The organism is Bradyrhizobium sp. USDA 4461, assembly GCF_054055655.1.
Window position 1 is genome coordinate 6,302,378 of the sequence record NZ_JBSRXM010000001.1, and the last position, 24,602, is coordinate 6,326,979.

Genomic DNA, 24,602 nt, shown 5'->3' on the forward strand with positions numbered 1-24,602 from the left:
AACGCTTTAGCTCGCGCGCGCGATATCCGCACGGATCCAGCGCGCGGCCCAGACGAACAGCAGCGCGCCGAGCGTCGTCGTCACCGCCGCCGACAGCAGCGAGTAGCGCACCGCGTCGACGCCGTAGCTGCCCTTCAGGGCGTCGTTGATCATGCCGACGGCGAGGGGGACCGACGCCCTGGCCGAAGCAAGTGGCGGTGAGCAACACGAGCGCCGAGGCCAGCGCCCGCATGCTCGGCTTTGCCACCGTCTGGGCAATCGCGAAGATCGGGCCGAGATGGAAGCCGACCATGAACGACGTCAGCGCCAGGGTTGCGACCATCAGCGTGAAGCTTTGCGTCAGCATGCATAGCGCGAAGACGGGGCCGGCGAGGCCGGACATGATCGCCGGCGCCCACAGCTTCCAGCGGTCGTCGCGCCGGCCGATTTCGGCCACCACGAGGCCGCCGATCAAAGTGCCCGCCATGCCGGCGAGACCCTTGAAGGTGCCCGCATAGCTGCCGATCTCGGCGCTGCTGAGATGATGGATGCGTGCCAGGAACGGCGGGATCCACACCGCGGTGGCGTAATTGGTGTAGGTCGTGAGACAGAAGCCGACCAGCACGATGACGAAGCTCGGCTGCGATGCCAGGAAACCCAAGGTCGGCCCGATCGGCTCGGCCTTGAAGGTTTCGGCCATTGCGCCGCGCTTTGGCTCGGAGATGGTCAGCCACAGCACCGCGGCGAGCGCGATACCGGGCAGGCCCGCGGTGAAGAACGCCATCCGCCAGCCATAATGCTGATTGACGTAGCCGCCGATGAAATAGCCGAGGAAGACGCCGAGATAGGTGCCGATGGCGTAGATGCCGAGCGCGCGCGGACGCTCGTTCTTGTCGAACAGATCGGCGATCATCGATTGCGAGGCCGGCGTGCCGGCGGACTCCCCGATGCCGACGCCGACCCGTGCCAGTGCCAGCGCCGTGACGTTGGAGGCCATGCCGCAGAGATAGGTCATGGCGCTCCAGAACGCGAAGGCGAGAGCGACGATATTGCGGCGGTTGAGGCGATCGGCCATCCGCGCAATGGGAATGCCGAGCAGCGAATAGAACAGCACGAAGCCGAACCCGGCCAGCAGGCCCATCGTGGTGTCGCTGAGCGCAAACTCCTTCTTGATCGGCTCGATCAGCACGTTGAAGATCGTGCGGTCGAGGAAGTTGAGGGCGTAGATGATGGTGAGCAGCGCAAGGGCGTAGTAGCGGCGCGCGGAAGGCGCGGCCGCGGCTTGCGTTGGCACAGCCGCCTGCGGTGCGACGTCGACCATGACTTGCTCCCCTCGATTGTCTTGTTGTTCTTGTTTGCTTGGGCGCGAGCCTTCAGGCCTCGCGGATGTAGTTTCCCGCTTCGAACTGCACCGGCCCGGCATCGGCGTCGAACGACACGCCGATCGGGTCGCGGCCGGCGGCGACCGCCTCGAGCTGGTCGGAGAGCATCCGGCGGATCATCAGGATGCCGCGGTCGCTCTGGCCGAAATGCTCTTCGGAATGAACGGTCACGGGGCCCTGGCCGACCTGCGCCTCGTAGTCGCCGGGGAATTGCTGGTGCTCGCGCTCGGTCATGTCCCACCAGAACTTGCCGTTGAACTTCGAACGCATGCGGCCGATATCGCCGGAGTTCTTGACCCGGCCGGCGACATAGATGCGGAACGAGGTGTCGTCGATCGGCAAGGTCCAGCCGATCGACTCGACGCGGGCGAATTGCGCGACCCGCGGATTGGGGACGACGCGGAGCGTCGGGAGGGCGGCCTCGCTGACGCGATAGAATATCCTGCCGTCGTCCTGTTTGCGGATCGAGCGCACCGCGACGCCGCGCGGCGACATCTCGAACTTCACCTCGGGGATCGAGGCCATCATGTTGGTGAACTGCGGCCCCGAGAACGAGCCGTGCAGCACCGGCACGTGGTAGGGGTCGACCACGTTCTCGAAATGCTGCAGCCAGTTGCAGGGGATCACGGCCGGGCCGCCACCGCCGATCGAGGAATCGTCGGCCTCGACGAATTCGCCGTCGTCCATGGTCTCCAGGCACTCGTAGCGCGGCAGCACAGGCTTCTTATCGGCCGGGCCCATATAGGCGAAGATCAGGCCGTAGCGCTCCCGCACCGGATACCAGGGCTGGCGCACCTTGTCCTTGAACAGGCCGCCGTCGGGCTCGCAGGGCTGTTCGAGGCAGTGGCCCTCGGTGTCGAACTTCCAGCCGTGATAGCAGCAGCGGATGCCGTCTTCCTCGACCTTGCCGTAATAGAGTGTGGTGCCGCGATGGCAGCAGCGCGCGTGCAGCAGGCCGACCCGGCCGTGCTTGTCGCGAAACAGGATCAGGTCCTCACCGAGCGCGCGGACTTTTCTGGGGATATCGGTCGCGTCGCCGGCGAGGCCGATCGGGTGCCAGTAGCGGCGCAACAGCTCGCCCATCGGCGTGCCGCGCACCACCGAGGTGAGCTCGGTCCGGGTGCTGGACGGCTTCATCGCATAGGCCGTGCCGAGGTCGTGATCCCGCTGGGTGACGGTCATTTATGTCTCCTCCCGCCGCGGGTCTGACGCCTGCGGCCGCTTCATCGTTGATGAAGTCAACGATATATCGATGACATTGTCAACGATCTCGTTTAGCTTGGCAGTGGCGGGCTTTGTTGGCAGAGGTTGGCGATGACCGAGAAGCTCAGGACTGAGAAGGCGTTGCCGCCGGAGGCGATCATCGACGCGGAGCTCGCGCCGGTCACCGCGATGATGTCGTCACGGCTGATGGTGCTGGCGAATCTGCTGAGGCGCGGCGCGATGCTGCGCTACAAGCGGCTGACCGGCCTGTCCTCGGTCGAGTTCGGCCTGGTGGTCTCGCTCGGGCGGCGCCCGCCGATGAGCGTGGTGCGGCTGGCCGAGGCCGTCGGCATGGACAAGGGGCAGATCAGTCGGGCGCTCGCCGAACTCGTGGCGCGCAAGCTGGTGTCCAAGGCGGCCAACCCGCGCGACAACCGGGAGACCCTGATCTCCCTGACCAAGGCTGGCCTCGCCGCCCATGACGCCATCGTGGCCGGCGCGCAGGAGCGAAACCGGCGCCTGCTGGAACAGCTTGATCCACAGGAACTTGCACTGCTGCTCGGACACATCGACCGGCTGACTGCCACGGCCGCCGAGATGCTCGCTGCCGAACGGGAGCTGGGCTGATATGGCGAGGTTGCAGGGCACGGGATCGCCGCCGCGGCGTTGCCCGAAGAGGCAAGCGCATCCGCCCGATGAGGCCGAGAGCCCGCGGGAACGACGGTAAAAGCGTCAAAATTGCTTGTCTTGCGCCCCCTGTTGCGCTGCGCTAAAGCCTGCAAGAACAATTCCAATCAACGAATCTGCGGGACGTCCGAAACCGCAGCAAGAAGGCCTCGCCGATGACCGGCATCCTGCAGAATTACCTTCCACTTGTGGTCTTTATCGGAGTTGCCAGCCTGATCGGTCTGGCGCTCCTGATCGCGCCGTTCCTGGTCGCGTTCCAATCGCCGGACCCGGAAAAGCTGTCCGCCTATGAATGCGGATTCAACGCTTTTGACGATGCCCGCATGAAGTTCGACGTCCGCTTCTATCTGGTGGCGATCCTCTTCATCATCTTCGATCTCGAGGTGGCGTTCCTGTTTCCCTGGGCCGTGGCGTTCGGAAAGCTCGGCGTCACTGGCTTCTGGTCGATGATGGTGTTCCTGGCCGTACTGACGGTCGGGTTTGCATATGAATGGAAGAAAGGTGCGCTCGAATGGGATTGAGCCCCACCGCGCTACAGCCGGCGATCGCCAAGCCTGCAATCGCCACCGCCCCGAAGGGCATTCTCGATCCGTCGACCGGCAAGCCGGTCGGCGCCAATGATCCGTTTTTCCTCGAGGTCAATCACGAGCTGTCCGACAAGGGCTTCTTCGTCGCGGCCGCCGATGACCTGATCACCTGGGCGCGCACCGGCTCCCTGATGTGGATGACCTTTGGTCTCGCCTGCTGCGCGGTCGAGATGATGCAGGTCTCGATGCCGCGTTACGACGTCGAGCGCTTCGGCTTTGCACCGCGTGCCTCGCCGCGGCAGTCCGACGTGATGATCGTCGCGGGCACGCTGACCAACAAGATGGCGCCCGCGCTGCGCAAGGTCTACGACCAGATGCCGGAGCCGCGCTACGTCATCTCGATGGGCTCCTGCGCCAATGGTGGCGGCTACTACCATTATTCCTACTCGGTGGTGCGTGGCTGCGACCGCATCGTGCCGATCGACATCTACGTGCCGGGCTGCCCGCCCACGGCGGAAGCGCTGCTTTACGGCGTGCTGCTGCTGCAGAAGAAGATCCGCCGTATCGGCACCATCGAACGCTAAGGTTTCAGGCATGGACGACGGCAAGCTCGACGCCCTTGGGCAGACGATCGTGAGCGCGCTTCCGGGCGCCGCCACGGCGCACTCGGTTGCGTTCAATCAACTGACTATCGACGTCGAGATTGGCAGAATCGTGGACGTCGTGACGTTTCTGCGCGACGATCCCGGCTGCCGTTTCGTCAACATCACCGACGTCACCGCGGTCGACCATCCGAGCCGCGAGAGGCGTTTCGACGTCGTCTACCATCTGCTGTCGCCGACGCTGAACACCCGCATCCGGCTGCGCGGCCAGGCCGACGAGACCACGCAGGTGCCGTCGATCATCGGCGTCTTCCCGGGCGCCGACTGGTTCGAGCGCGAGACCTACGACCTCTACGGCGTGATCTTCACCGGCCATCCGGACATGCGCCGCCTGCTGACGGATTACGGCTTCGACGGCCATCCGCTGCGCAAGGATTTCCCGCTCACCGGCTTCGTCGAGGTTCGCTACGACGACCAGGAGAAGCGGGTGCTGTACGAGCCGGTCCGGCTCAACCAGGAATTCCGCAAGTTCGATTTCCTTTCGCCCTGGGAAGGCGCGGACTATCCGCTTCCCGGTGACGAGAAGGCCAAGGCGGAGCCGAAGCCATGAACGAGCAACCGCAAAATCTTCGCAACTTCACCATCAATTTCGGTCCGCAGCATCCGGCGGCGCACGGCGTGTTGCGCCTCGTGTTGGAGCTCGACGGCGAAGTCGTTGAACGCGTCGATCCGCATATCGGCCTGCTGCACCGCGGCACCGAGAAGCTGATCGAGCACAAGACCTATCTGCAGGCGATTCCGTATTTCGACCGGCTCGACTATGTCGCGCCGATGAACCAGGAGCATGCGTTCTGCCTCGCGGCGGAGAAGCTGCTCGGCATCACCGTGCCGCGCCGCGGCCAGTTGATCCGCGTGCTGTATTGCGAGATCGGCCGCATCCTGTCGCATCTGCTCAACGTCACCACGCAGGCGATGGACGTCGGCGCGCTGACCCCGCCGCTGTGGGGTTTTGAAGAGCGCGAAAAGCTGATGGTGTTCTACGAGCGCGCCTCGGGCTCGCGCATGCACGCGGCGTTCTTCCGCGTCGGCGGCGTGCACCAGGACCTGCCGCCGAAGCTGATCGACGATATCGAGGCGTGGTGCGATCCGTTCCTCAAAGTCGTCGACGACCTCGACCGGCTGCTCACCGGCAACCGCATCTTCAAGCAGCGTAACGTCGATATCGGCGTGGTGCCGCTGAAGGAAGCCTGGGAGTGGGGCTTCTCCGGCGTGATGGTGCGCGGCTCGGGCGCGGCCTGGGATCTGCGCAAGTCGCAGCCCTATGAGTGCTACGCCGAAATGGATTTCGACATTCCGATCGGCAAGAACGGCGACTGCTACGACCGCTATCTGATCCGCATGGAAGAGATGCGCCAGTCGGTGCGTATCATGAAGCAATGCGTGCAGAAGCTGAAGGCGCCGGACGGGCAGGGCCCGGTCGTGGTCGAGGACAACAAGATCGCGCCGCCGCGCCGTGGCGAGATGAAGCGCTCGATGGAAGCGCTGATCCATCACTTCAAGCTCTACACCGAAGGCGTCCACGTGCCGGCTGGCGAGGTCTACGCTGCGGTCGAGGCGCCGAAGGGCGAGTTCGGCGTCTATCTCGTCGCCGACGGCAGCAACAAGCCCTACAAGTGCAAGATCCGCGCGCCGGGCTTCGCCCATCTGCAGGCGATGGATCACATCTGCAAGGGCCATCTCTTGGCCGACGTTTCCGCCATCCTGGGCTCGCTGGACATCGTGTTCGGCGAGGTCGACCGGTGACGATGTCCGTATCCGCACCGCGCGCTAATTGAGAGTTTGATCGATGTCCGTCCGGCGCCTTGCCCCGAAGGAATTGCAGCCCGCGAGCTTCACGTTCACGGACGAGAATCTGGCCTGGGCCAAGAAGCAGATCGAGAAATATCCGCCGGGCCGCCAGGCCTCGGCCGCGATCGCGATCCTGTGGCGCGTGCAGGAGCAGCATGACGGCTGGGTCTCGGAAGCGGCGATCCGCGCCGTCGCCGACCTGCTCGAGATGCCGCATATCCGCATGCTGGAGATCGCGACCTTCTACACCATGTTCCAGCTCTCGCCGGTCGGCAAGAAGGCGCATGTCCAGGTGTGCGGCACCACGCCGTGCCGGCTGCGCGGCGCGGCCGACCTGATCGAGGTCTGCCAGCATCGCATCCATCACGATCCGTTCCAGCTGTCGAAGGACGGCAACTTCTCCTGGGAAGAGGTCGAGTGCCTCGGTGCCTGCGTGAACGCGCCGATGGTCTTGATCTGGAAGGACACCTATGAGGACCTGACCAAGGAAAGCTTCGGCAAGGTGCTCGACGGCTTTGCCGCCGGCAATCCGCCGAAGCCGGGCCCGCAGATCGACCGTCAGTTCTCGGCGCCCGCAGGCGGGCCGACGACGCTGAAGGAAACCACCTGATGCGGGGCTTTCAGGTGCGGGCGAACGGGCAGGAAGACGGGGCAGGGAGGGGCGCAGCGATGCAGGCCTGGCGCACGATCGCGCTGCATACCGCCGTCGCGGCCGGCTTCATGTTCCTGCTGCAACGTTACGGCCTGAGCGCCACGCTGGAATCCAGCCTGTTGTGGGCCATCGTGTTCGGCGGCTGCGCCGCCGGGCTCGCTTACTCCCAAGCCAATCGGTGATGTTCGGAAAGTTTTTGTTATGCTCGACGACAAGGACCGCATCTTCAAGAACCTCTACGGCCTGCATGATTGGGGCCTCGAGGGCGCGCGCCGCCGAGGCGCCTGGGACGGCACCAAGGGGATCATCGACAAGGGCCGCGACTGGATCATCAACGAGATGAAGGCATCGGGTCTGCGCGGCCGTGGCGGCGCGGGCTTCCCGACCGGCATGAAGTGGTCGTTCATGCCGAAGGAATCCAAGGACGGCCGTCCGAGCTATCTCGTCGTCAACGCCGACGAGTCCGAGCCCGGCACCTGCAAGGACCGCGAGATCATGCGGCACGATCCGCATCTTTTGGTCGAGGGCTGCCTGCTCGCGAGCTTCGCGATGGGCGCGCATGCCTGCTACGTCTACATCCGTGGCGAGTTCATCCGCGAGCGCGAGCGCCTGCAAGCCGCGATCGACCAGGCCTATGACGCCAAGCTGGTCGGCAAGGACAACATCAACGGCTGGCCGTTCGACATCTACGTCGCGCACGGCGCCGGCGCCTATATCTGCGGCGAGGAAACCGCGCTGCTCGAGAGCCTCGAGGGCAAGAAGGGCCAGCCGCGGCTCAAGCCGCCGTTCCCGGCCAATGTCGGCCTCTATGGCTGCCCGACCACCGTCAACAACGTTGAATCGATCGCGGTCGCGCCCGATATCCTGCGCCGCGGCGCCGCCTGGTTCGCCGGCATCGGCCGGCCGAACAATGTCGGCACCAAACTGTTCTGCATCTCCGGCCACGTCGAGCGGCCCTGCAACGTCGAAGAGGCGATGGGGATTCCGTTCCGCGAGCTGATCGAGAAGCACTGCGGCGGCATCCGCGGCGGCTGGGACAATCTGAAGGCCGTGATCCCCGGCGGCTCGTCGGTGCGCATGGTGCCGGCCGAGCAGATCATCGACACGCCGATGGATTTCGACTCGCTGAGCAAGCTGCGCTCGGGCCTCGGCACCGCGGCGGTCATCGTGATGGACAAGTCGACCGATTTGATCCGGGCGATCGCGCGCATCTCGTATTTCTACAAGCACGAGAGCTGCGGCCAGTGCACGCCGTGCCGTGAGGGCACCGGGTGGATGTGGCGCGTCTTGACCCGCATGGCCGAGGGCCGTGCCCACAAGCGCGAGATCGACATGCTGCTCGAGGTCACCAAGCAGGTCGAGGGCCATACCATCTGCGCGCTCGGCGACGCAGCCGCGTGGCCGATCCAGGGGCTGATTGCGCATTTCCGTCACGAGATCGAAGAGCGCATCGATCAATATTCGCACAAGGCCGATCTCGACGATCAGGGCGTTCGTGATCCCGTCCACATGGTCGCGGCGGAGTAGAGAAGACACATGAGCAAGATCATCGTCGATGGCAAAGAGATCGATGTGCCGGCCGAGTACACGCTGCTGCAGGCGTGCGAGGCGGCCGGCGCCGAGATTCCGCGGTTCTGCTATCACGAGCGGCTTTCGATCGCCGGCAATTGCCGGATGTGCCTGGTCGAGGTGAAGGGCGGCCCGAAGCCCGTCGCCAGCTGCGCCTGGGCCGTGCGCGACTGCCGTCCGGGCCCGAAGGGCGAGCCGCCGGAGATCTCGACCCGTTCGCCGATGGTCAGGAAGGCGCGCGAAGGCGTCATGGAGTTCCTGCTGATCAACCATCCGCTGGACTGCCCAATCTGCGACCAGGGCGGCGAGTGCGACCTGCAGGACCAGGCGATGGGTTACGGCGTCGACACCAGCCGTTTCGCCGAGAACAAGCGCGCGGTCGAGGACAAGTATCTCGGCGCGTTGGTCAAGACCTCGATGAACCGCTGCATCCAGTGCACGCGCTGCGTCCGCTTCTCCGCCGAAGTCTGCGGCGCGCCGGAAATGGGCGCGACCGGGCGCGGCGAGGACATGGAGATCACCACCTATCTCGAGCACGCGTTGAGCTCGGAGCTGCAGGGCAATCTCGTCGACATCTGCCCGGTCGGCGCGCTGACCTCGAAGCCCTATGCGTTCGCGGCGCGGCCCTGGGAGCTCGGCAAGACGCAGTCGGTCGACGTCATGGACGGCGTCGGCTCCGCGATCCGCGTCGACACCCGCGGCCGCGAGGTGATGCGCATCCTGCCGCGCATCAACGAGGCGGTTAACGAGGAGTGGATCTCCGACAAGACCCGCCACGTCGTCGATGGTCTGCGCACGCAGCGCCTCGACCGTCCCTACGTGCGCGAGAATGGCCAGCTCAAGCCTGCGACCTGGCAGGAAGCCTTCGCCGCTATTGCGGCCAAGGTCGGCCGCAGCGACGGCAAGCGGATCGGCGCGATCGCCGGCGATCTCGCCGCGGTCGATGAAATGTACGCGCTGAAGCAGCTGCTCGCCGGGTTCGGCTCGGTCAATCTGGCGGTGCAGGGCGGCGACGCCTTCGACGCCAAGGCGGGCCGCGGCTCCTACATCTTCAACCCGACCATTGCCGGCATCGAGCAGGCCGACGCGATCCTGATCATCGGCTCGCATCCGCGCAAGGAAGCGGCCGTGCTGAACGCGCGGATTCGCAAGCGCTGGCGAGCCGGCGGGCTCAAGGTTGGCATGATCGGCGCCAAGGCCGACTTCACCTATGATATCGACTATCTCGGTGCGGGCACCGATACCCTGGCCGATCTCGTCGCAGGCAAGCATTCCTTCGCCGACGTGCTGAAGAACGCGCAGCACCCGATCATCCTGGTCGGCCCCGGCGCCTACACCAGGCATGACGGCGCCGCGGTGCTGGCGCAGGCGGCCAAGCTCGCCGTCGATGTCGGCGCGCTCAAGGACGGCTGGAACGGCTTTGCCGTGTTGCAGGATACCGCCTCGCGCGCCGGTGCGCTCGATATCGGCTTCTCACCTGCGACCGGCGGCCTGACCGCCGCGCAGATGACGACCTTCGGCACGCTCGACGTGCTGTTTCTGCTCGGCGCCGACGAGATCAAGGCGCCGGACGGCACCTTCGTGGTCTATATCGGCACCCATGGCGACCAGGGCGCGCATCGCGCCGACGTGATCCTGCCGGGCGCGGCCTATACCGAGAAGTCCGGCATCTACGTCAACACCGAGGGCCGGGCGCAGATCGCCAACCGCGCCGCGTTCCCGCCGGGCGAAGCCCGCGAGGACTGGGCGATCATCCGCGCGCTGTCCGACGTGCTCGGCAAGAAGCTGCCGTTCGACTCGTTGCAGGCGCTGCGCCAGTCCATGTTCAAGACCTATCCGCACCTGATGCGGCTCGACCAGATCGAGGCCGGCAACGCTGACGACGTCAGGGCGCAGGCCGGCAAGGGCGGCAGCGTCGACAAGGCGGCATTCAAGCCGACCGTCGAGGATTTCTATCTGACCAACCCGATCGCGCGGGCCTCTGCCGTGATGGCGGAATGCTCGCGGCTGGCGTCGGGCAAAATGCTGACGGCAGCGGAGTGAGCGTGACCTGATGGCTGATTTCTTCGCAAGCGCGTTCTGGACCGGCTTCCTCTGGCCGCTGATCATCATGGTCGCGGAGAGCCTGCTGCTGCTCGTCGTGCTCCTGATCGCGATCGCCTACATCCTGCTCGCCGACCGCAAGATCTGGGCGGCAGTGCAGATCCGCCGCGGCCCCAACGTGGTCGGGCCGTTCGGATTGCTGCAATCCTTCGCCGACCTGCTCAAATTCGTGCTCAAGGAGCCTGTGATCCCGTCCAGCTCCAACAAGGGCGTGTTCCTGCTGGCGCCTTTGGTCTCCTGTGTGCTGGCGCTGGCCGCCTGGGCCGTGATCCCGTTCAACCTCGGCTGGGTGATTTCCGACATCAATGTCGGCATCCTCTACATCTTCGCGATCTCGTCGCTGTCGATCTACGGCGTCATCATGGCCGGCTGGTCGTCGAACTCGAAGTATCCGTTCCTGGCCGCGCTGCGCTCGGCGGCGCAGATGGTGTCCTACGAGGTCTCGATCGGCTTCGTCATCATCACCGTGCTGCTCTGCGTCGGCTCGCTGAACCTGTCGGCGGTGGTCGAGGCGCAGAACACGCGCGGCCTCGCGCACCTGATCGGCCTCCCGCAGCTCACCATCCTGAACTGGTATGTGTGGCCGCTGTTCCCGATGTTCGTGGTGTTCTACGTCTCGGCGCTGGCGGAAACCAACCGTCCGCCGTTCGACCTGGTCGAAGCGGAATCCGAGCTGGTCGCCGGCTTCATGACCGAATACGGCTCGACCCCGTATCTCCTGTTCATGCTCGGCGAGTATGTCGCGATCACCACGATGTGCGCGCTGGCGTCGATCCTGTTCCTGGGCGGCTGGCTGCCGCCGGTCAACCTGCCGCCGTTCACCTGGATTCCGGGCATCGTCTGGTTCGCCCTGAAGGTGTTCTTCATGTTCTTCATGTTCGCGATGGCGAAGGCGATCGTGCCGCGCTACCGCTACGATCAACTGATGCGGCTCGGCTGGAAGGTGTTCCTGCCGCTGTCGCTGGCGATGGTGGTGATCGTGGCCGGTGTGCTGCAGTTCGCCGGCATCGCGCCGAAGTGAGGCCGTCATGAGTGTCAATGTCAACGCAACAGCCCGCTCGCTTCTGCTCTCGGAATTCGTCTCGGCGTTCTTCCTGGCGATGCGCTATTTCTTCCAGCCGAAGCCGACGCTGAACTATCCGTTCGAGAAGGGCCCGATCTCGCCGCGCTTCCGTGGCGAGCACGCGCTACGCCGCTATCCGAACGGCGAAGAGCGCTGCATCGCCTGCAAGCTGTGCGAGGCGATCTGTCCGGCGCAGGCGATCACGATCGAAGCCGGCCCGCGCCGCAACGACGGCACCCGCCGCACGGTGCGCTACGACATCGACATGGTGAAGTGCATCTATTGCGGCCTGTGCCAGGAAGCATGCCCGGTCGACGCCATCGTCGAGGGGCCGAATTTCGAATTCGCGACCGAGACCCGCGAGGAACTGTACTATGACAAGGCCAAGCTGCTCGCCAACGGCGACCGCTGGGAGCGCGAGATTGCGAAGTCGATCGCGCTCGACGCGCCGTACCGGTGAGGTGAGGGCATGATCCTTCCGGCGCTGTTCTTCTATCTGTTTGCCACGGTCTGCGTGGCCTGCGCGGTCATGGTGATTGTCTCGCGCAATCCCGTGCATTCCGTGCTGTATCTGATCCTGGCGTTCGTCAACGCCTCCGGCCTGTTCATCCTGATGGGCGCCGAGTTCCTCGGCATGATGCTGATCGTGGTCTATGTCGGCGCCGTCGCGGTGCTGTTCCTGTTCGTCATCATGATGCTCGACGTCGACTTCGTCGAACTGCGCGAGGGCTTCATCCAGTACCTGCCCATCGGCATCGTGATCGGCGGCATCTTCATGTTCGAGCTCTTGCTGGTCGTTGGCGCCTGGGTGATCAACCCGCAGGTGACCAAGACGATCACGGCTGCGATCCCGAGCAATGTCAGCAACACCGAGGCGCTCGGCCTCGTGCTCTATACGAAGTACATCCATTACTTCCAGCTTGCCGGCATGGTGCTCCTGGTCGCGATGATCGGCGCTATCGTGCTGACGCTGCGCCACAAGGCCAACGTCAAGCGGCAGAACATCAACGTGCAGAACGCGCGCACGCCGGACATGGCGATGGCGATGCGCAAGGTGGCATCGGGGCAGGGCCTGCAGGATGCCGATGCGGCGGAGTGGGTGAAATGACGATCGGGCTAGGGCACTATCTGGCGGTCGCCGCGATCCTGTTCACGCTCGGGATCCTCGGCATCTTCCTCAACCGCAAGAACATCATCGTCATCCTGATGTCGATCGAGCTGATCCTGCTGTCGGTCAACATCAACCTGGTGGCGTTCTCGACCTTCCTCGGCGACATCGTCGGCCAGGTGTTCGCACTGCTGGTGCTGACGGTGGCCGCCGCCGAGGCCGCGATCGGCCTCGCCGTGCTGGTGGTGTATTTCCGCAACCGCGGTTCGATCGCGGTTGAAGACGTCAATCTGATGAAGGGCTAGGCGCGCATGATCCGGAAAAGTGGATGCCGGTTTTCCCCGACAAACGCCTTCGTTTGTCAGGAGATCATGCGCAGTGAGAGAATCCGATGATACAGGCAATCGTCTTCCTGCCGCTGCTGGGAGCCATTCTCGCGGGCATCATCGCGCTGACCGGCGCGCATGCGCGCTGCCCGAGCGGCGACACCGTCGACCATCACGATGATACGCACGGTCATGCCGCCGTCTCGCACAGCGAGAAGCCCGTCAACACGATCGGCGAGGACGCATCCAAGGTTCACGTCTCGCACGACGAGCCGATGGAGCATGGCGGCCATGACGACCACCATGTCTCCGAGCCGCCGGCGGCGGGCTCGCGGCTGGCCGAGCTGATTACCACGGGTCTGCTGTTCGTCTCGGCGGCGCTGTCCTGGTTCACCCTGGTCGATGTCGGCTTCATGCACCATGACGCCCGCGTCGTGCTGCTGCCCTGGATCACGTCGGGCGACCTGCAGGTGGCCTGGACGCTGCGGGTCGACACCCTGACCGCCGTGATGCTGGTCGTGGTCAACACCGTCTCGGCGCTCGTCCACCTCTATTCCATCGGCTACATGGACGAGGATCCGAACCGGCCGCGCTTCTTCGGCTACCTCTCGCTGTTCACCTTCGCGATGCTGATGCTGGTGACCTCGGATAACCTCGTGCAGCTGTTCTTCGGCTGGGAGGGCGTCGGTCTCGCGAGCTATTTGCTGATCGGGTTCTGGTACCAGAAGCCGTCGGCCAATGCGGCTGCGATCAAGGCCTTCGTGGTCAACCGCGTCGGCGACTTCGGCTTCGCGCTCGGCATCTTCGCGATCTTCGCGCTGGTCGGCTCGACCGATTTCGAGACCATCTTCCACGCCGCGCCCGGGCTGACCGGCAAGACCGTCGACTTCTTCGGCCATCAGGTCGACGCGCTGACCCTGACCTGCCTGTTCCTGTTCATGGGCGCGATGGGCAAGTCGGCCCAGTTCCTGCTGCACACCTGGCTGCCGGACGCGATGGAGGGCCCGACCCCGGTGTCGGCGCTGATCCACGCCGCGACCATGGTCACCGCCGGCGTCTTCATGGTGGCGCGGCTGTCGCCGTTGTTCGAGCTGTCGCCGACCGCGCAGGCGGTGGTGATGTTCTTCGGCGCGACCACGGCGTTCTTCGCCGCCACGATCGGCCTGGTGCAGAACGACATCAAGCGCATCGTCGCGTACTCGACCTGTTCGCAGCTCGGCTACATGTTCGTGGCGATGGGAGCGGGGGCCTATTCGGTCGGCATGTTCCATTTGTTCACGCACGCCTTCTTCAAGGCGCTGCTGTTCTTGGGCTCCGGCTCGGTGATCTACGCGATGCATCACGAGCAGGACATCCGCAACATGGGCGGCCTGTGGCGCAAGATCCCGTACACCTTCGCGGTGATGTGCATCGGCACCCTGGCGCTGACCGGCTTCCCGCTGTTCGCCGGCTACTTCTCCAAGGACGCGATCATCGAATCTGCCTATGCGGCGCACAATCCGTTCGCGACCTACGCCTATCTCCTGACGATCGCGGCCGCCGGCCTGACCTCGTTCTACTCCTGGCGTCTGATCTTCAAGACGTTCTTCGGCGAGCCGCACGACCAGAAGCACTATGAGGCTGCGCATGAGAGCCCGGTCTGGATGCTGGTGCCGATCGGCGTGCTCGCCGCCGGCTCGATCCTGGCCGGCCTGCCGTTCAAGGAAGTGTTCGCCAGCCCGCACGGCGTCGAGGAGTTCTTCCGCGAGTCCATCAAGATGAACCCGCACATCCTCGAGGACATGGAGCACATGCCGAGCTGGCTCGCGCCGCTGCCTACCGTGATGATGGCGCTCGGCCTGTTCGTCTCGTACCTGTTCTACATCCGCAGGCCGTACCTGCCGGTCGAGCTCGCGAACCAGCAGCCGATGCTGTACCAGTTCCTGCTCAACAAATGGTATTTCGACGAGCTGTACGACTGGATCTTCGTCCGTCCGGCCAAGTGGCTCGGCTATACGCTGTGGAAGAAGGGCGACGGCTTCGTCATCGACGGATTCGGTCCCGACGGCGTTTCGGCCCGCGTGCTCGACGTCACCCGCAACGTCGTGAAATTGCAGACCGGCTACCTCTATCACTACGCTTTCGCGATGCTGATCGGAGCTGCCGGATTGATCACCTGGTTCATGTTCGGCTTGGGAGGCCAGTAAATGACAACCTGGCCCATCCTTTCGGTCACGACCTTCCTGCCGGCGGTCGGCGCGATCCTGGTCTATCTGCTGGCGCGGGGCGGCGACGAGAGCGCCAACCGCACGGCGCGCTGGATCGCGCTGTGGACCACGCTGATCACCTTCGCGGTGTCGCTGATCCTGGTCGCGCGCTTCGATGCCGCGAACACCGACTTCCAGTTCGTCGAGAAGGCGTCCTGGCTCGCCACCGGCATCACCTATCACATGGGCGTCGACGGCATCTCGCTGCCGCTCGTGATCCTGACCACCGCGATCATGCCGCTCTGCATCATCGCGAGCTGGAAGTCGGTGACGAGCCGCGTCGGCGAATACATGATGGCGTTCCTGATCCTGGAGACGCTGATGGTCGGCACCTTCTCGGCGCTCGACCTCGTGCTGTTCTATTTGTTCTTCGAGGGCGGCCTGATCCCGATGTTCCTGATCATCGGCGTCTGGGGCGGTCCGCGCCGGGTCTATGCGTCGTTCAAGTTCTTCCTCTACACCTTCCTCGGCTCGGTCTTGATGCTGCTCGCCATCATGGCGCTGTACTGGAACGCCGGCACCACCGACATCCCGACCCTGATGCACACCGCGGTGCCGCGCTCGATGCAGACCTGGGCGTGGCTGGCGTTCTTCGCCTCGTTCGCGGTGAAGATGCCGATGTGGCCGGTGCACACCTGGCTGCCTGATGCGCACGTCGAGGCGCCGACGGCGGGCTCGGTGATCCTGGCCGCGATCCTCCTGAAGATGGGCGGCTACGGCTTCCTGCGCTTCTCGCTGCCGATGTTCCCGCTGGCCAGCCACGACTTCGCGCCGTTCGTGTTCACGCTGTCGGTCATCGCCATCATCTACACCTCGCTGGTGGCGATGATGCAGGAGGACATGAAGAAGCTGATCGCGTACTCCTCGGTCGCGCATATGGGCTTCGTCACCATGGGCATCTTCGCGGTGACGACGCAGGGCGTCGCCGGCGGCATGTTCCAGATGGTCTCGCACGGCATCGTCTCCGGCGCGCTGTTCCTCTGCGTCGGCGTAGTCTACGACCGCATGCACACCCGCGAGATCGCGGCCTATGGCGGCCTCGTCAACCGCATGCCGCTCTACGCGCTGACCTTCATGGTCTTCACCATGGCCAATGTCGGTCTGCCCGGCACCTCCGGCTTCGTCGGCGAGTTCATGACGCTGCTCGGCACCTTCAAGATCTCGCTGCCGACCGCGTTCTTCGCCACCACGGGCGTGATCCTGTCGGCCTGCTACGCGCTCTGGCTCTACCGCAAGGTGGTGTTCGGCGCGCTGGTCAAGCCGTCGCTGATGTCGATCAAGGATCTCACCTTCCGCGAATGCGTGACGCTGTTCCCGCTGATCGCGCTGACCATCTTGTTCGGCGTCTACCCGAAGCCGGTGCTCGACATGTCGGCGGCCTCGGTGCAGCAACTCGTCAACAATTACCAAACCGCCGTGACTGCCGTGAAGGCAGCCGCGCTGACCGTCCAGTAAGGCCTCCGCCCATGAGCTTTTCCAGTGCAGGTTATCAGTTGCAGCCGGTGCTGCCGGAGCTGGTGCTCGCGGTCGGCGCCATGGTGCTGTTGATGATCGGGGCCTATCGCGGGCAGGGCACCACGCGCCTCGTCACCGCGCTCGCGGTGTGTCTGCTGATCCTGACCGGCGTGCTCGAGCTCTGGCTGCCGGCCGGCAAGCTCGTCACCTTCGGCGGCAGCTTCATCGTCGACGATTTCGCCCGCTTCCTGAAGGTGCTGGCGCTAATCGCTTCGGCGGCGACGCTGATCCTGTCGACCGAATACCTGTCGCAGCCGTCGACCCGCAATTTCGAGTTCGCGATCCTGGTGCTGCTGTCGACGCTCGGCATGATGGTGCTGATCTCGGCCGGCGATCTGATCTCGCTCTATCTCGGCCTCGAGCTGATGAGCCTCGCGCTCTACGTCGTCGCGGCCAGCGCGCGCGACAATGCCAAGTCGAGCGAGGCCGGTCTGAAGTACTTCGTGCTCGGCGCGCTGTCGTCGGGCATGCTGCTTTACGGCGCCTCGCTGATCTACGGCTTCACCGGCACGGTCAGCTTCGCCGGCATCGCGGCGGCCGCGACCACGGGAAGCATCGGCATCGTGTTCGGCCTGGTGTTCCTGCTCGCCGGCCTGTGCTTCAAGGTGTCGGCGGTGCCGTTCCACATGTGGACGCCCGATGTCTATGAGGGCGCGCCGACCCCGGTGACCGCGTTCTTCGCCTCCGCGCCGAAGGTCGCGGCGCTCGCGGTGTTCACCCGAGCGACGCTGACCGCGTTCCCGGGCATCGTCACCCAGTGGCAGCAGATCCTGGTGTTCGTGGCGATCGCCTCGATGGCGCTGGGCTCGTTTGCCGCGATCGGCCAGAGCAACATCAAGCGCCTGATGGCCTATTCCTCAATCGGCCATATGGGCTTCGCGCTGGTCGGCCTGGCTGCCGGCACCGTCGAGGGCGCGCAGGGCGTGCTGGTCTACATCGCGATCTATGTCGCGATGACGCTCGGCTCGTTCTCGATCATCCTGGCCATGAAGCGCAATGGCGTGGCGCTGGAGCAGATCAGCGATTTCGCCGGCCTGTCCCGCACCAACCCGCTGATCGCCTTCGTCTTCGCGATGCTGCTGTTCTCGCTGGCCGGCGTGCCGCCGCTCGCGGGCTTTTTCGGCAAGTGGTACGTGTTCGTCGCCGCGATCAAGGCCAATCTGTTCACGCTCGCGGTGATCGGCGTGCTGACCAGCGTGGTGGGCGCGTTCTACTATCTGTCGATCGTCAAGGTGATGTATTTCGACCAGCCGCTCGGCAAGCTCGATCCGGTCCGCGTCGAGCTGCGCACCGTGCTTGCGGTCGCCGGCATCTTCAACATCTTCTTCTTCGCCTATCCGGGCCCGCTGGTGAGCGTGGCCACGGCGGCCGCGAAGTCGCTATTCTGACGCGGACGGTTCCGAAACGGGATGCTGGCTTTCGGAACGGATCATGCGCATAACTCCGACATGACCTTCACGCTCGGACCCCGGGCCATTACGGCGGGCTATCGGCTCGCCGCCTTCGATCAGATCGGCTCGACCAATGCCGAGGCGATGCTGCGCGCCCGCGACGGCGAGCAGGGGCCGATGTGGTTCGTGACGCCGGAGCAGACCGCCGGCCGCGGCCGCCGCCAGCGGGTCTGGGTCGCGCCGCGCGGCAACCTCGCCAGCAGCATCCTCGAGGTCACGGACGTCCAGCCGGCGGTCGCCGCCACGCTCGGTTTCGCCGCCGGGCTGTCGCTCGAAGCAGCACTCCGGAAAGTCAGCATCGAGGCCGCGCTGCGGCTCGGGCCGGGCACCCCGAAATTCACCCTGAAATGGCCGAACGACGTCTTGGCCAACGGCAGGAAGCTGTCAGGCATCCTGCTGGAGGCCGAAGCGATCGGCGATCGGCTTGCGGTCGTGGTCGGCATCGGCACCAATGTCGTCGCCGCACCCGAGGGAACGCCGACGCCGGCGGTGTCGCTGGCCGCGCTCGGCGTCGAGATCGGTGCCGAGGAGCTGTTTACCGCACTGTCGGACGCCTGGGTCGAGTTTCGCGGCATCTGGGACGATGGCCGCGGCTTCCCCGAGATCCGCCGGCTGTGGCTGGAGCGTGCCGCCGGGCTCGGCGACAAGGTCGCGGTCCAGACCGGCAGCGCGACCCTTGAAGGCACCTTCGATACGATCGATGAGACCGGCTGCCTGATCGTCCGTTCCGCTGACGGACAGCGCATGCCCGTGACGGCCGGCGAGGTCTATTTCGGCAACGCAGCCTCGGTGAGGGCGAACTGATGGCGCGACCCGACGAGCTCACCTTTGCACCGCTCGGCGGCGTCGGCGAGATCGGCATGAACCTGTCGATCTATGGCCTTGGCAACCGCCACCAGCGTTCGTTCCTGGCGGTCGATCTCGGCGTCTCCTTCGGTGACGAGGAGCATCTGCCGGGCATCGATTTGATCATGCCGGACGTCCGCTTCCTCGAGAAGGAACGCAACAACCTGATGGGCCTCGTGCTGACGCACGCCCATGAGGACCATTTCGGCGCCATCATCGATCTCTGGCCGAAGCTCGGCTGCAAGATCTACGCGACGCAGTTCTCCGCGGCGCTGTTCGAGGCCAAATGCGCCGCCGAGCGCAACCCGCCGAAAATTCCGGTCACCGTGATCCCATCGGGCGGACGGGTCGATATCGGCCCGTTCAATGTCGAGTTCATCCCGGTCGCGCATTCGATTCCCGAGTCGCACGCGCTGGCGATCAAGACCGAGGTCGGCACCGTGCTGCACACCGGCGACTGGAAGATCGATCCGACCCCGATCATCGGCCAGCCGACCGACGAGCGGCGTCTGCGCGAACTCGGCGACGAGGGCGTGCTGGCGCTGGTCGGCGATTCCACCAACGCGGTGCGTGACGGCCGGTCGCCCTCGGAGACCGAGGTTGCGGCCACGATCAAGAAGCTGGTCAAGGCGGCCAAGGGCCGGGTCGCGGTCACGACCTTCGCCTCCAACGTCGCCCGCGTGCGGGCGGTGGCGGATGCCGCCAACGCCGCCGATCGCGAGGTCGTGGTGGTCGGCCGCGCCATGGAGCGCGTGGTCCAGGTCGCCCGCGAATGCGGCTATCTCGACGCCTCGCACAAGTTCCGCAGCGCCGACTACTACGGCCATTTCCCGGCCGACAAGGTGCTGGCGCTGTGCACCGGCAGCCAGGGCGAACCCCGCGCCGCGCTGGCCCGGATCGCCAATGACGACCATCCGCAGGTCACCCTGAACAAGGGCGACACTGTGATCTTCTCCTCCCGCACCATTCCCGGCAACGAGAAGGCGGTCGGCTCCATCATCAACAACCTGGTCATGCAGGGCGTCGAGATCGTCACCGACCGCGAGCACCTGGTGCACGTCTCCGGCCACCCGCGCCGCGACGAGCTGCGCGACATGATCTCCTGGGTGCGGCCGCAGCTCCTGATCCCGGTCCATGGCGAGGCGCTGCATCTGTCCGAGCACGCCAAGCTGGCGCGCGCCGCCGGCGTGCCGAAGGTCTTGACCTGCCGCAACGGCGACCTGGTCAAGCTCGGGCCCGGCGAGCCCGGCATCGTCGGCGAAGTGCCGGCGGGCCGGCTCTACAAGGACGGGACCATCCTGGAGGATTCCAAGTCGCGCGCCGTGGTCGAGCGGCGCCGGATGGGCTTTGCCGGCTGCGCCTTCGTCGCCATCGCCATGACCGCGCAGGGCGAGCTGGTCGACGATCCCGAGGTTGATCTGGTCGGCATGCCGGAGAACAATGCGGCGGGCGAACTGCTCGACGACATCGTGTTCGATGTGGTGGTATCGACGATCGAGGGCCTGCCGAAGCCGCGGCGGCGCGATCCGGATGCGCTGGGTGAGTCGGTGCGGCGGGCGGTGCGGGCCGCGCTGAACGAGCAATGGGGCAAGAAGCCGATCTGCGTCGTGCACGTCCTGACGGTCTGAGCCTGAAGCATGATCCGGAAAGCGTGCGGCGATTTCCGAAAGATCATGGAAAGACAAGTAGCTGGAGCACGATCGTCGCATCGCGCTTGAGCTCTATAAGGTAGGGAGACAAACATGCTGGGCCGGCTCAATCACGTTGCGATCGCGGTCAAGGATGCCAAGAAAGCCGCGAAGATCTACGGCACGGCGTTCAACGCCGAGATTTCCGACGCCGTGCCGCTGCCGGAACACGGCGTCATCACGGTGTTCGTGACGCTGCCCAACACCAAGATCGAGTTCATCGAGCCGCTCGGCGAGGCCTCGCCGATCGCGAAATTCGTCGAGCGCAATGCCGACGGCGGCATCCACCATGTCTGCTACGACGTGCCCGACATAATCGCGGCGCGAGATCGCATGATCGCCGAGGGCGCACGCGTGCTCGGCGATGGCCAGCCGAAGATCGGCGCGCACGGCAAGCCGGTGCTGTTCTTCCATCCCAAGGATTTTTCCGGCGCCCTGGTCGAGATCGAGCAGGCCTGAGGCCAATATGGCGTACCAGATCTCCACCGGCCTTGCGATCTACTTCGTATTGTGGTGGCTCGTGCTGTTCCTGACGCTGCCGTTCGGCGTGCGCAGCCAGCACGAGGACGGCGTCGGCGCGCCCGGCACCGACCCCGGCGCGCCGATCCTGGCGCGAATGGGCCGCAAGCTGCTGTGGACCACGCTGCTGTCGGCCGTGATCTTCGCGATCGGGATGTGGGCCTATTATGCCGGCTATCTCTCGGTCGAGCGGTTGTCGAGGCTGATGGGAATGCCGTTCTAGAGAACGGTTCGGAGGAATAGGTTCGTAGCCCGCATGAGCGAAGCGACATGCGGGAACACTTTTACCGGGTACCGGGGAGCCTGCCATCGGGCGCGCGTTGGCTCACCCGGGCTACGAATTGGAATTTCAAGGATGCCGATGGAGTGAGGATCAACCTCACCCCGGCGATGCGGAGGAGGCGACCACGATGAACCTGCAGGCGCAATCGGCCCCAGGGCAGAGCGCATATCGGATCCTGCGGGAAGCCGATCTGCGCGACTATCTCGCGGGGCTTCCCGCCATCGTCACCCACCTCGGCGGCGCCCCCGCCGACTGGTCGATCAGCGAGGTCGGCGACGGCAACCTCAATCTCGTCTTCATCGTCAAGGGACCGGGCGGCGGCATCGCCGTCAAGCAGGCGCTGCCCTATGTGCGGCTGGTCGGCGAGAGCTGGCCGCTGCCGCTGTCGCGGGCGCATTACGAGCATCTGGCGCTGGTGCATCAGGCGCGGATGGCGCCCAAACTCGTGCCGGCGGTGCTGCACCATGATGCGCCGCTTGCGCTCACCGTGATGGAGCTGCTCGAGCCGCACATCATAATGCGCAAGGGCCTGATCGGGGCCACGCGCTATCCGCGCTTCGTCGAGGATATCTCGACCTTCCTGGCGCAGACGCTGTTCTTCACGTCCGATCTGGCGCTGTCGGCCGCGGAGAAGAAGCAGGGGATCGCCGGTTTCGCCGGCAACCACGCGCTCTGCAAGATCACCGAGGATCTGATCTTCACCGATCCCTACCGCATCGCCGAGCAGAACCGCTGGACCGCGCCCTATCTCGACGCGACGGCGGCAGCCTTCCGCGACGACCTCGACCTTCATGTCGCGATCTCCAGGCTCAAGCTGAAATTCATGGCGAGCCCGGAGGCGCTGCTGCACGGCGACCTGCACACCGGCTCGATCATGGTCACGGAGACCGAGACCAGGGTGATCGATCCCGAATTCGCCTTCTATGGCCCGATGGGTTTTGACATCGGCGCCGTCATCGGCAACCTGCTGATGGCCTATCTGGCCTCCGCCGGCCACGAGCGCGCCGCGGGCGATCGCGCCGCGTTCGAGGCCTGGCTCCTGGCCACCATCGAGGGCGTCTGGAGCGAGTTCTCGCGAAAATTTCTCGCGCTCTGGCGCGACGATGCGAAAGGCGACGGCTATCCGCTGTCGCTGTTCGCAGGCGAGGCGGGCGCGGCGCGGCTGGAGGCGGAGCGGCAGGCCTACATGGCGCGGCTGTTTCAGGACACGGTCGGCTTCGCCGCCGCCAAGACCATCCGGCGCATCCTCGGCCTCGCGCACAACATCGATTTCGAATGGATCGCCGACGAGAAGCAGCGCGCGATCTGCGAGGCGCGGGCGCTGAAGCTCGCACGCAACATGATGCTGGAGCCGGCGTCGTTCACGACGATCGGCACCGTCACCTACGCCGCGCGCGAGCTACGCCACTGGCAGCCGGATTTCGCCAGATGATCGCGGCCCGAAGATCTCGCGATGTACCGTCGCCGCCGACAAAAGAGTAATCCTCCGCTGCCCGGCAGAGGCTAGTCTAGCGCCGGCTCGGCCGGGCCTCTTCGGAAATCCTGCCACGACTGCAACAGCCGGCTCTGCCGGCCGCTTGCGGATCACGGAATAATACCGAGGCTCCGCCCCGCCGCCACCGGCCGAATGATGCCATAGCCGTAGTCGTAATTGGGCACGGCGCCGCCTGCCGGCGACGCCGTCGCCTGCAACACTGCGATCATGCTTGCAGGATCCGTCGCCGTCGGGGGCTGCCGGGTTCGCAGCGCGGCGATGCACCCGGATGCGACGGCGCATGATGTCGACGTTCCGGTGTCCGGCTCGAAGCCGCGCGGGCCTCGTAGCACCTTCGAACCAAGGAACTGCGTATAGGCAGTGATGTCCGGCTTCTGTGGAGGCATGCCCGCGATCGACGGTCCTTGCGAGGAATAACAGACGCGCACGTCGTGAATATCGCAGCCGGCGAGTGTCAGCACATCGTCATACGCGTTGGCGCCCATGATCATTCCCGCCGTGCGTTGCAGACATACAGCGCTCGGGCACCCGTTGCCGCAATTGCTGGCGGCGAAAACCACGTCGGCCCCGAATGCCGTCAGCAACCAGACATACAGTGCGAAGGGGTGATTGGGATTGTCGATGTAACGCCTGGGATCGTTGGGCGGAAATTCGTCGAGGCTCGGATGAAAGATGCCCCAACTGTTGTTGACCACGAGCGCGCTCTGCGAAATGGTGCCGATGATCGCCCAGCGCCAGATCAGGACAAAATAGCCACGGATCATTTCTCCGATCGTTGCGCTGACAGTGTGCTCCCCGGCCGGCCGTCCGAGCAGCAGCGGATAATCGAGCAGCGTCACGTTCGGGGCGATCGCGAGCACGCCATAAGCGCACATCGTGCCATGTCCGATGCGATTGAGACCCGGCGTCGTGGCCAGGGTCGGGGGCGTCCAGGAATTGCCGACATCAAGCGCCGGGTTGAAGCCAAGCCGCTTGGCAAGGTGCGGTCTGTAGATGCCGGTATCGACGATGGCGACGGCAACGCCTCCACCATAGAGTCCGTTGTCCTGCAACGTCGCCGTGTCGAGGTCTTGCCGAACCTGGTGGGTGTCGCCGGTGGCCTGGTTTGCCGGGGGTAAGGCATAGTTGCCGCGGAGATCCGCGTCGGACCAGACCGGCTCGCCATCGTTGAAATCCGGTTTGGCGAGGCTCGCGGGAGCAACGTAGGCGCGGATCAGGAATTTCTTCGATTTATCGAGGGCAAGCAGCGAGCGTGCCTTTGCGCCCCTGTCGTTGATCGAGACAGCAGGTCGGCGATCGGCGCCGTCCCAGATCGGCACGGCGCCGAATTCAGTGTCGACGACGAAGTCGTGCGTCGCATTCGCGTCGGCGTAACTCCGCATTTGCCGGGTTGGGCTCCGGCCCTCCAGCATGTCATTCGCGGCCTGGACTAGCGTGTCGTGCTGATTGCGCTGCGCCAGCACCCGTACATAGCCGGTCGGCATTTTCCAGGGGTTCATGGCTCCTTCCT

The 24,602-nt window shown here is 65.1% G+C and carries 23 protein-coding genes and 1 pseudogene; 21 read left to right on the forward strand and 3 right to left on the reverse strand.

Going from position 1 to position 24,602, the window contains the following annotated elements; all coding sequences use genetic code 11:
- Positions 1 to 6: 6 nt before the first annotated feature.
- A pseudogene (locus ACVINW_RS29580) lies at positions 7 to 1,300 on the reverse strand (spinster family MFS transporter).
- A gap of 52 nt (positions 1,301 to 1,352) precedes the next feature.
- Positions 1,353 to 2,543, reverse strand: a complete 1,191-nt coding sequence (locus tag ACVINW_RS29585; protein ID WP_456754526.1) for a Rieske 2Fe-2S domain-containing protein — start codon at positions 2,541 to 2,543, stop codon at positions 1,353 to 1,355.
- Between the two features lie 132 nt (positions 2,544 to 2,675).
- Here ACVINW_RS29585 and ACVINW_RS29590 point away from each other — a divergent pair, with 132 nt between their 5' ends.
- The 21 genes from ACVINW_RS29590 (at position 2,676) to mtnK (ending at position 23,029) form a co-directional block, all read left to right on the forward strand.
- Positions 2,676 to 3,191, forward strand: a complete 516-nt coding sequence (locus tag ACVINW_RS29590) for a MarR family winged helix-turn-helix transcriptional regulator (RefSeq protein ID WP_456754527.1) — start codon at positions 2,676 to 2,678, stop codon at positions 3,189 to 3,191.
- Positions 3,192 to 3,406: 215 nt separating this feature from the next.
- On the forward strand, positions 3,407 to 3,772 hold the full coding sequence (locus ACVINW_RS29595) for an NADH-quinone oxidoreductase subunit A (protein ID WP_456754528.1): 366 nt from the start codon (positions 3,407 to 3,409) through the stop codon (positions 3,770 to 3,772).
- Complete coding sequence (locus ACVINW_RS29600) at positions 3,763 to 4,362, forward strand: NuoB/complex I 20 kDa subunit family protein (RefSeq protein WP_456754529.1); 600 nt, start codon at positions 3,763 to 3,765, stop codon at positions 4,360 to 4,362. The genes ACVINW_RS29595 and ACVINW_RS29600 overlap by 10 nt, the downstream gene beginning before the upstream one ends.
- Positions 4,363 to 4,372: 10 nt before the next feature.
- Positions 4,373 to 4,990: an NADH-quinone oxidoreductase subunit C gene (locus tag ACVINW_RS29605; RefSeq protein WP_456754530.1), complete on the forward strand. Its 618-nt coding sequence runs from the start codon at positions 4,373 to 4,375 to the stop codon at positions 4,988 to 4,990.
- A complete protein-coding gene (locus ACVINW_RS29610; RefSeq protein ID WP_456754531.1) occupies positions 4,987 to 6,183 on the forward strand; it encodes an NADH-quinone oxidoreductase subunit D in 1,197 nt (398 codons plus the stop codon). The genes ACVINW_RS29605 and ACVINW_RS29610 overlap by 4 nt, the downstream gene beginning before the upstream one ends.
- A 43-nt stretch (positions 6,184 to 6,226) precedes the next feature.
- The gene (gene nuoE / locus ACVINW_RS29615; protein ID WP_016847752.1) at positions 6,227 to 6,838 is read left to right on the forward strand and encodes an NADH-quinone oxidoreductase subunit NuoE; all 612 of its coding nucleotides are present in this window, start codon (positions 6,227 to 6,229) and stop codon (positions 6,836 to 6,838) included.
- Positions 6,838 to 7,062, forward strand: coding sequence for a hypothetical protein (locus tag ACVINW_RS29620; protein WP_456754532.1), 225 nt, complete (start codon positions 6,838 to 6,840; stop codon positions 7,060 to 7,062). Before nuoE ends, ACVINW_RS29620 begins: the two co-directional genes overlap by 1 nt.
- Before the next feature lie 19 nt (positions 7,063 to 7,081).
- Positions 7,082 to 8,407: an NADH-quinone oxidoreductase subunit NuoF gene (gene nuoF / locus ACVINW_RS29625; RefSeq protein WP_194454135.1), complete on the forward strand. Its 1,326-nt coding sequence runs from the start codon at positions 7,082 to 7,084 to the stop codon at positions 8,405 to 8,407.
- A gap of 9 nt (positions 8,408 to 8,416) precedes the next feature.
- A complete protein-coding gene (nuoG, locus tag ACVINW_RS29630; RefSeq protein ID WP_456754533.1) occupies positions 8,417 to 10,492 on the forward strand; it encodes an NADH-quinone oxidoreductase subunit NuoG in 2,076 nt (691 codons plus the stop codon).
- A gap of 10 nt (positions 10,493 to 10,502) precedes the next feature.
- Complete coding sequence (nuoH, locus tag ACVINW_RS29635) at positions 10,503 to 11,573, forward strand: NADH-quinone oxidoreductase subunit NuoH (RefSeq protein WP_456754534.1); 1,071 nt, start codon at positions 10,503 to 10,505, stop codon at positions 11,571 to 11,573.
- A 7-nt stretch (positions 11,574 to 11,580) separates the two neighbouring features.
- Positions 11,581 to 12,075: an NADH-quinone oxidoreductase subunit NuoI gene (gene nuoI, locus ACVINW_RS29640; RefSeq protein ID WP_018271854.1), complete on the forward strand. Its 495-nt coding sequence runs from the start codon at positions 11,581 to 11,583 to the stop codon at positions 12,073 to 12,075.
- Between the two features lie 9 nt (positions 12,076 to 12,084).
- Entirely contained in the window at positions 12,085 to 12,723 is a 639-nt protein-coding gene (locus ACVINW_RS29645) for an NADH-quinone oxidoreductase subunit J (protein ID WP_456754535.1), read from the forward strand.
- Entirely contained in the window at positions 12,720 to 13,028 is a 309-nt protein-coding gene (gene nuoK / locus ACVINW_RS29650; RefSeq protein ID WP_016841823.1) for an NADH-quinone oxidoreductase subunit NuoK, read from the forward strand. The genes ACVINW_RS29645 and nuoK overlap by 4 nt, the downstream gene beginning before the upstream one ends.
- Positions 13,029 to 13,114: 86 nt before the next feature.
- The gene (gene nuoL / locus ACVINW_RS29655; protein WP_456754536.1) at positions 13,115 to 15,235 is read left to right on the forward strand and encodes an NADH-quinone oxidoreductase subunit L; all 2,121 of its coding nucleotides are present in this window, start codon (positions 13,115 to 13,117) and stop codon (positions 15,233 to 15,235) included.
- Positions 15,236 to 16,750, forward strand: coding sequence for an NADH-quinone oxidoreductase subunit M (locus ACVINW_RS29660; RefSeq protein ID WP_456754537.1), 1,515 nt, complete (start codon positions 15,236 to 15,238; stop codon positions 16,748 to 16,750).
- Between the two features lie 11 nt (positions 16,751 to 16,761).
- Positions 16,762 to 18,198 carry an NADH-quinone oxidoreductase subunit NuoN gene (nuoN, locus tag ACVINW_RS29665; RefSeq protein WP_456754538.1) on the forward strand — a complete coding sequence of 479 codons (1,437 nt, stop codon included), beginning with the start codon at positions 16,762 to 16,764 and terminating at the stop codon, positions 18,196 to 18,198.
- Positions 18,199 to 18,258: 60 nt separating this feature from the next.
- The gene (locus ACVINW_RS29670; protein WP_456756535.1) at positions 18,259 to 19,065 is read left to right on the forward strand and encodes a biotin--[acetyl-CoA-carboxylase] ligase; all 807 of its coding nucleotides are present in this window, start codon (positions 18,259 to 18,261) and stop codon (positions 19,063 to 19,065) included.
- Positions 19,065 to 20,735 carry a ribonuclease J gene (locus tag ACVINW_RS29675; protein ID WP_456754539.1) on the forward strand — a complete coding sequence of 557 codons (1,671 nt, stop codon included), beginning with the start codon at positions 19,065 to 19,067 and terminating at the stop codon, positions 20,733 to 20,735. Before ACVINW_RS29670 ends, ACVINW_RS29675 begins: the two co-directional genes overlap by 1 nt.
- Before the next feature lie 114 nt (positions 20,736 to 20,849).
- Positions 20,850 to 21,254, forward strand: coding sequence for a methylmalonyl-CoA epimerase (gene mce, locus ACVINW_RS29680; RefSeq protein ID WP_456754540.1), 405 nt, complete (start codon positions 20,850 to 20,852; stop codon positions 21,252 to 21,254).
- A 7-nt stretch (positions 21,255 to 21,261) separates the two neighbouring features.
- Positions 21,262 to 21,537, forward strand: coding sequence for a DUF1467 family protein (locus ACVINW_RS29685; RefSeq protein WP_456754541.1), 276 nt, complete (start codon positions 21,262 to 21,264; stop codon positions 21,535 to 21,537).
- Positions 21,538 to 21,724: 187 nt separating this feature from the next.
- Positions 21,725 to 23,029, forward strand: a complete 1,305-nt coding sequence (gene mtnK, locus ACVINW_RS29690) for an S-methyl-5-thioribose kinase (RefSeq protein ID WP_456754542.1) — start codon at positions 21,725 to 21,727, stop codon at positions 23,027 to 23,029.
- Positions 23,030 to 23,181: 152 nt separating this feature from the next.
- Here mtnK and ACVINW_RS29695 read toward each other — a convergent pair whose 3' ends face one another.
- The gene (locus tag ACVINW_RS29695; protein ID WP_456754543.1) at positions 23,182 to 24,591 is read right to left on the reverse strand and encodes a S8 family serine peptidase; all 1,410 of its coding nucleotides are present in this window, start codon (positions 24,589 to 24,591) and stop codon (positions 23,182 to 23,184) included.
- Between the last annotated feature and the right edge of the window lie 11 nt (positions 24,592 to 24,602).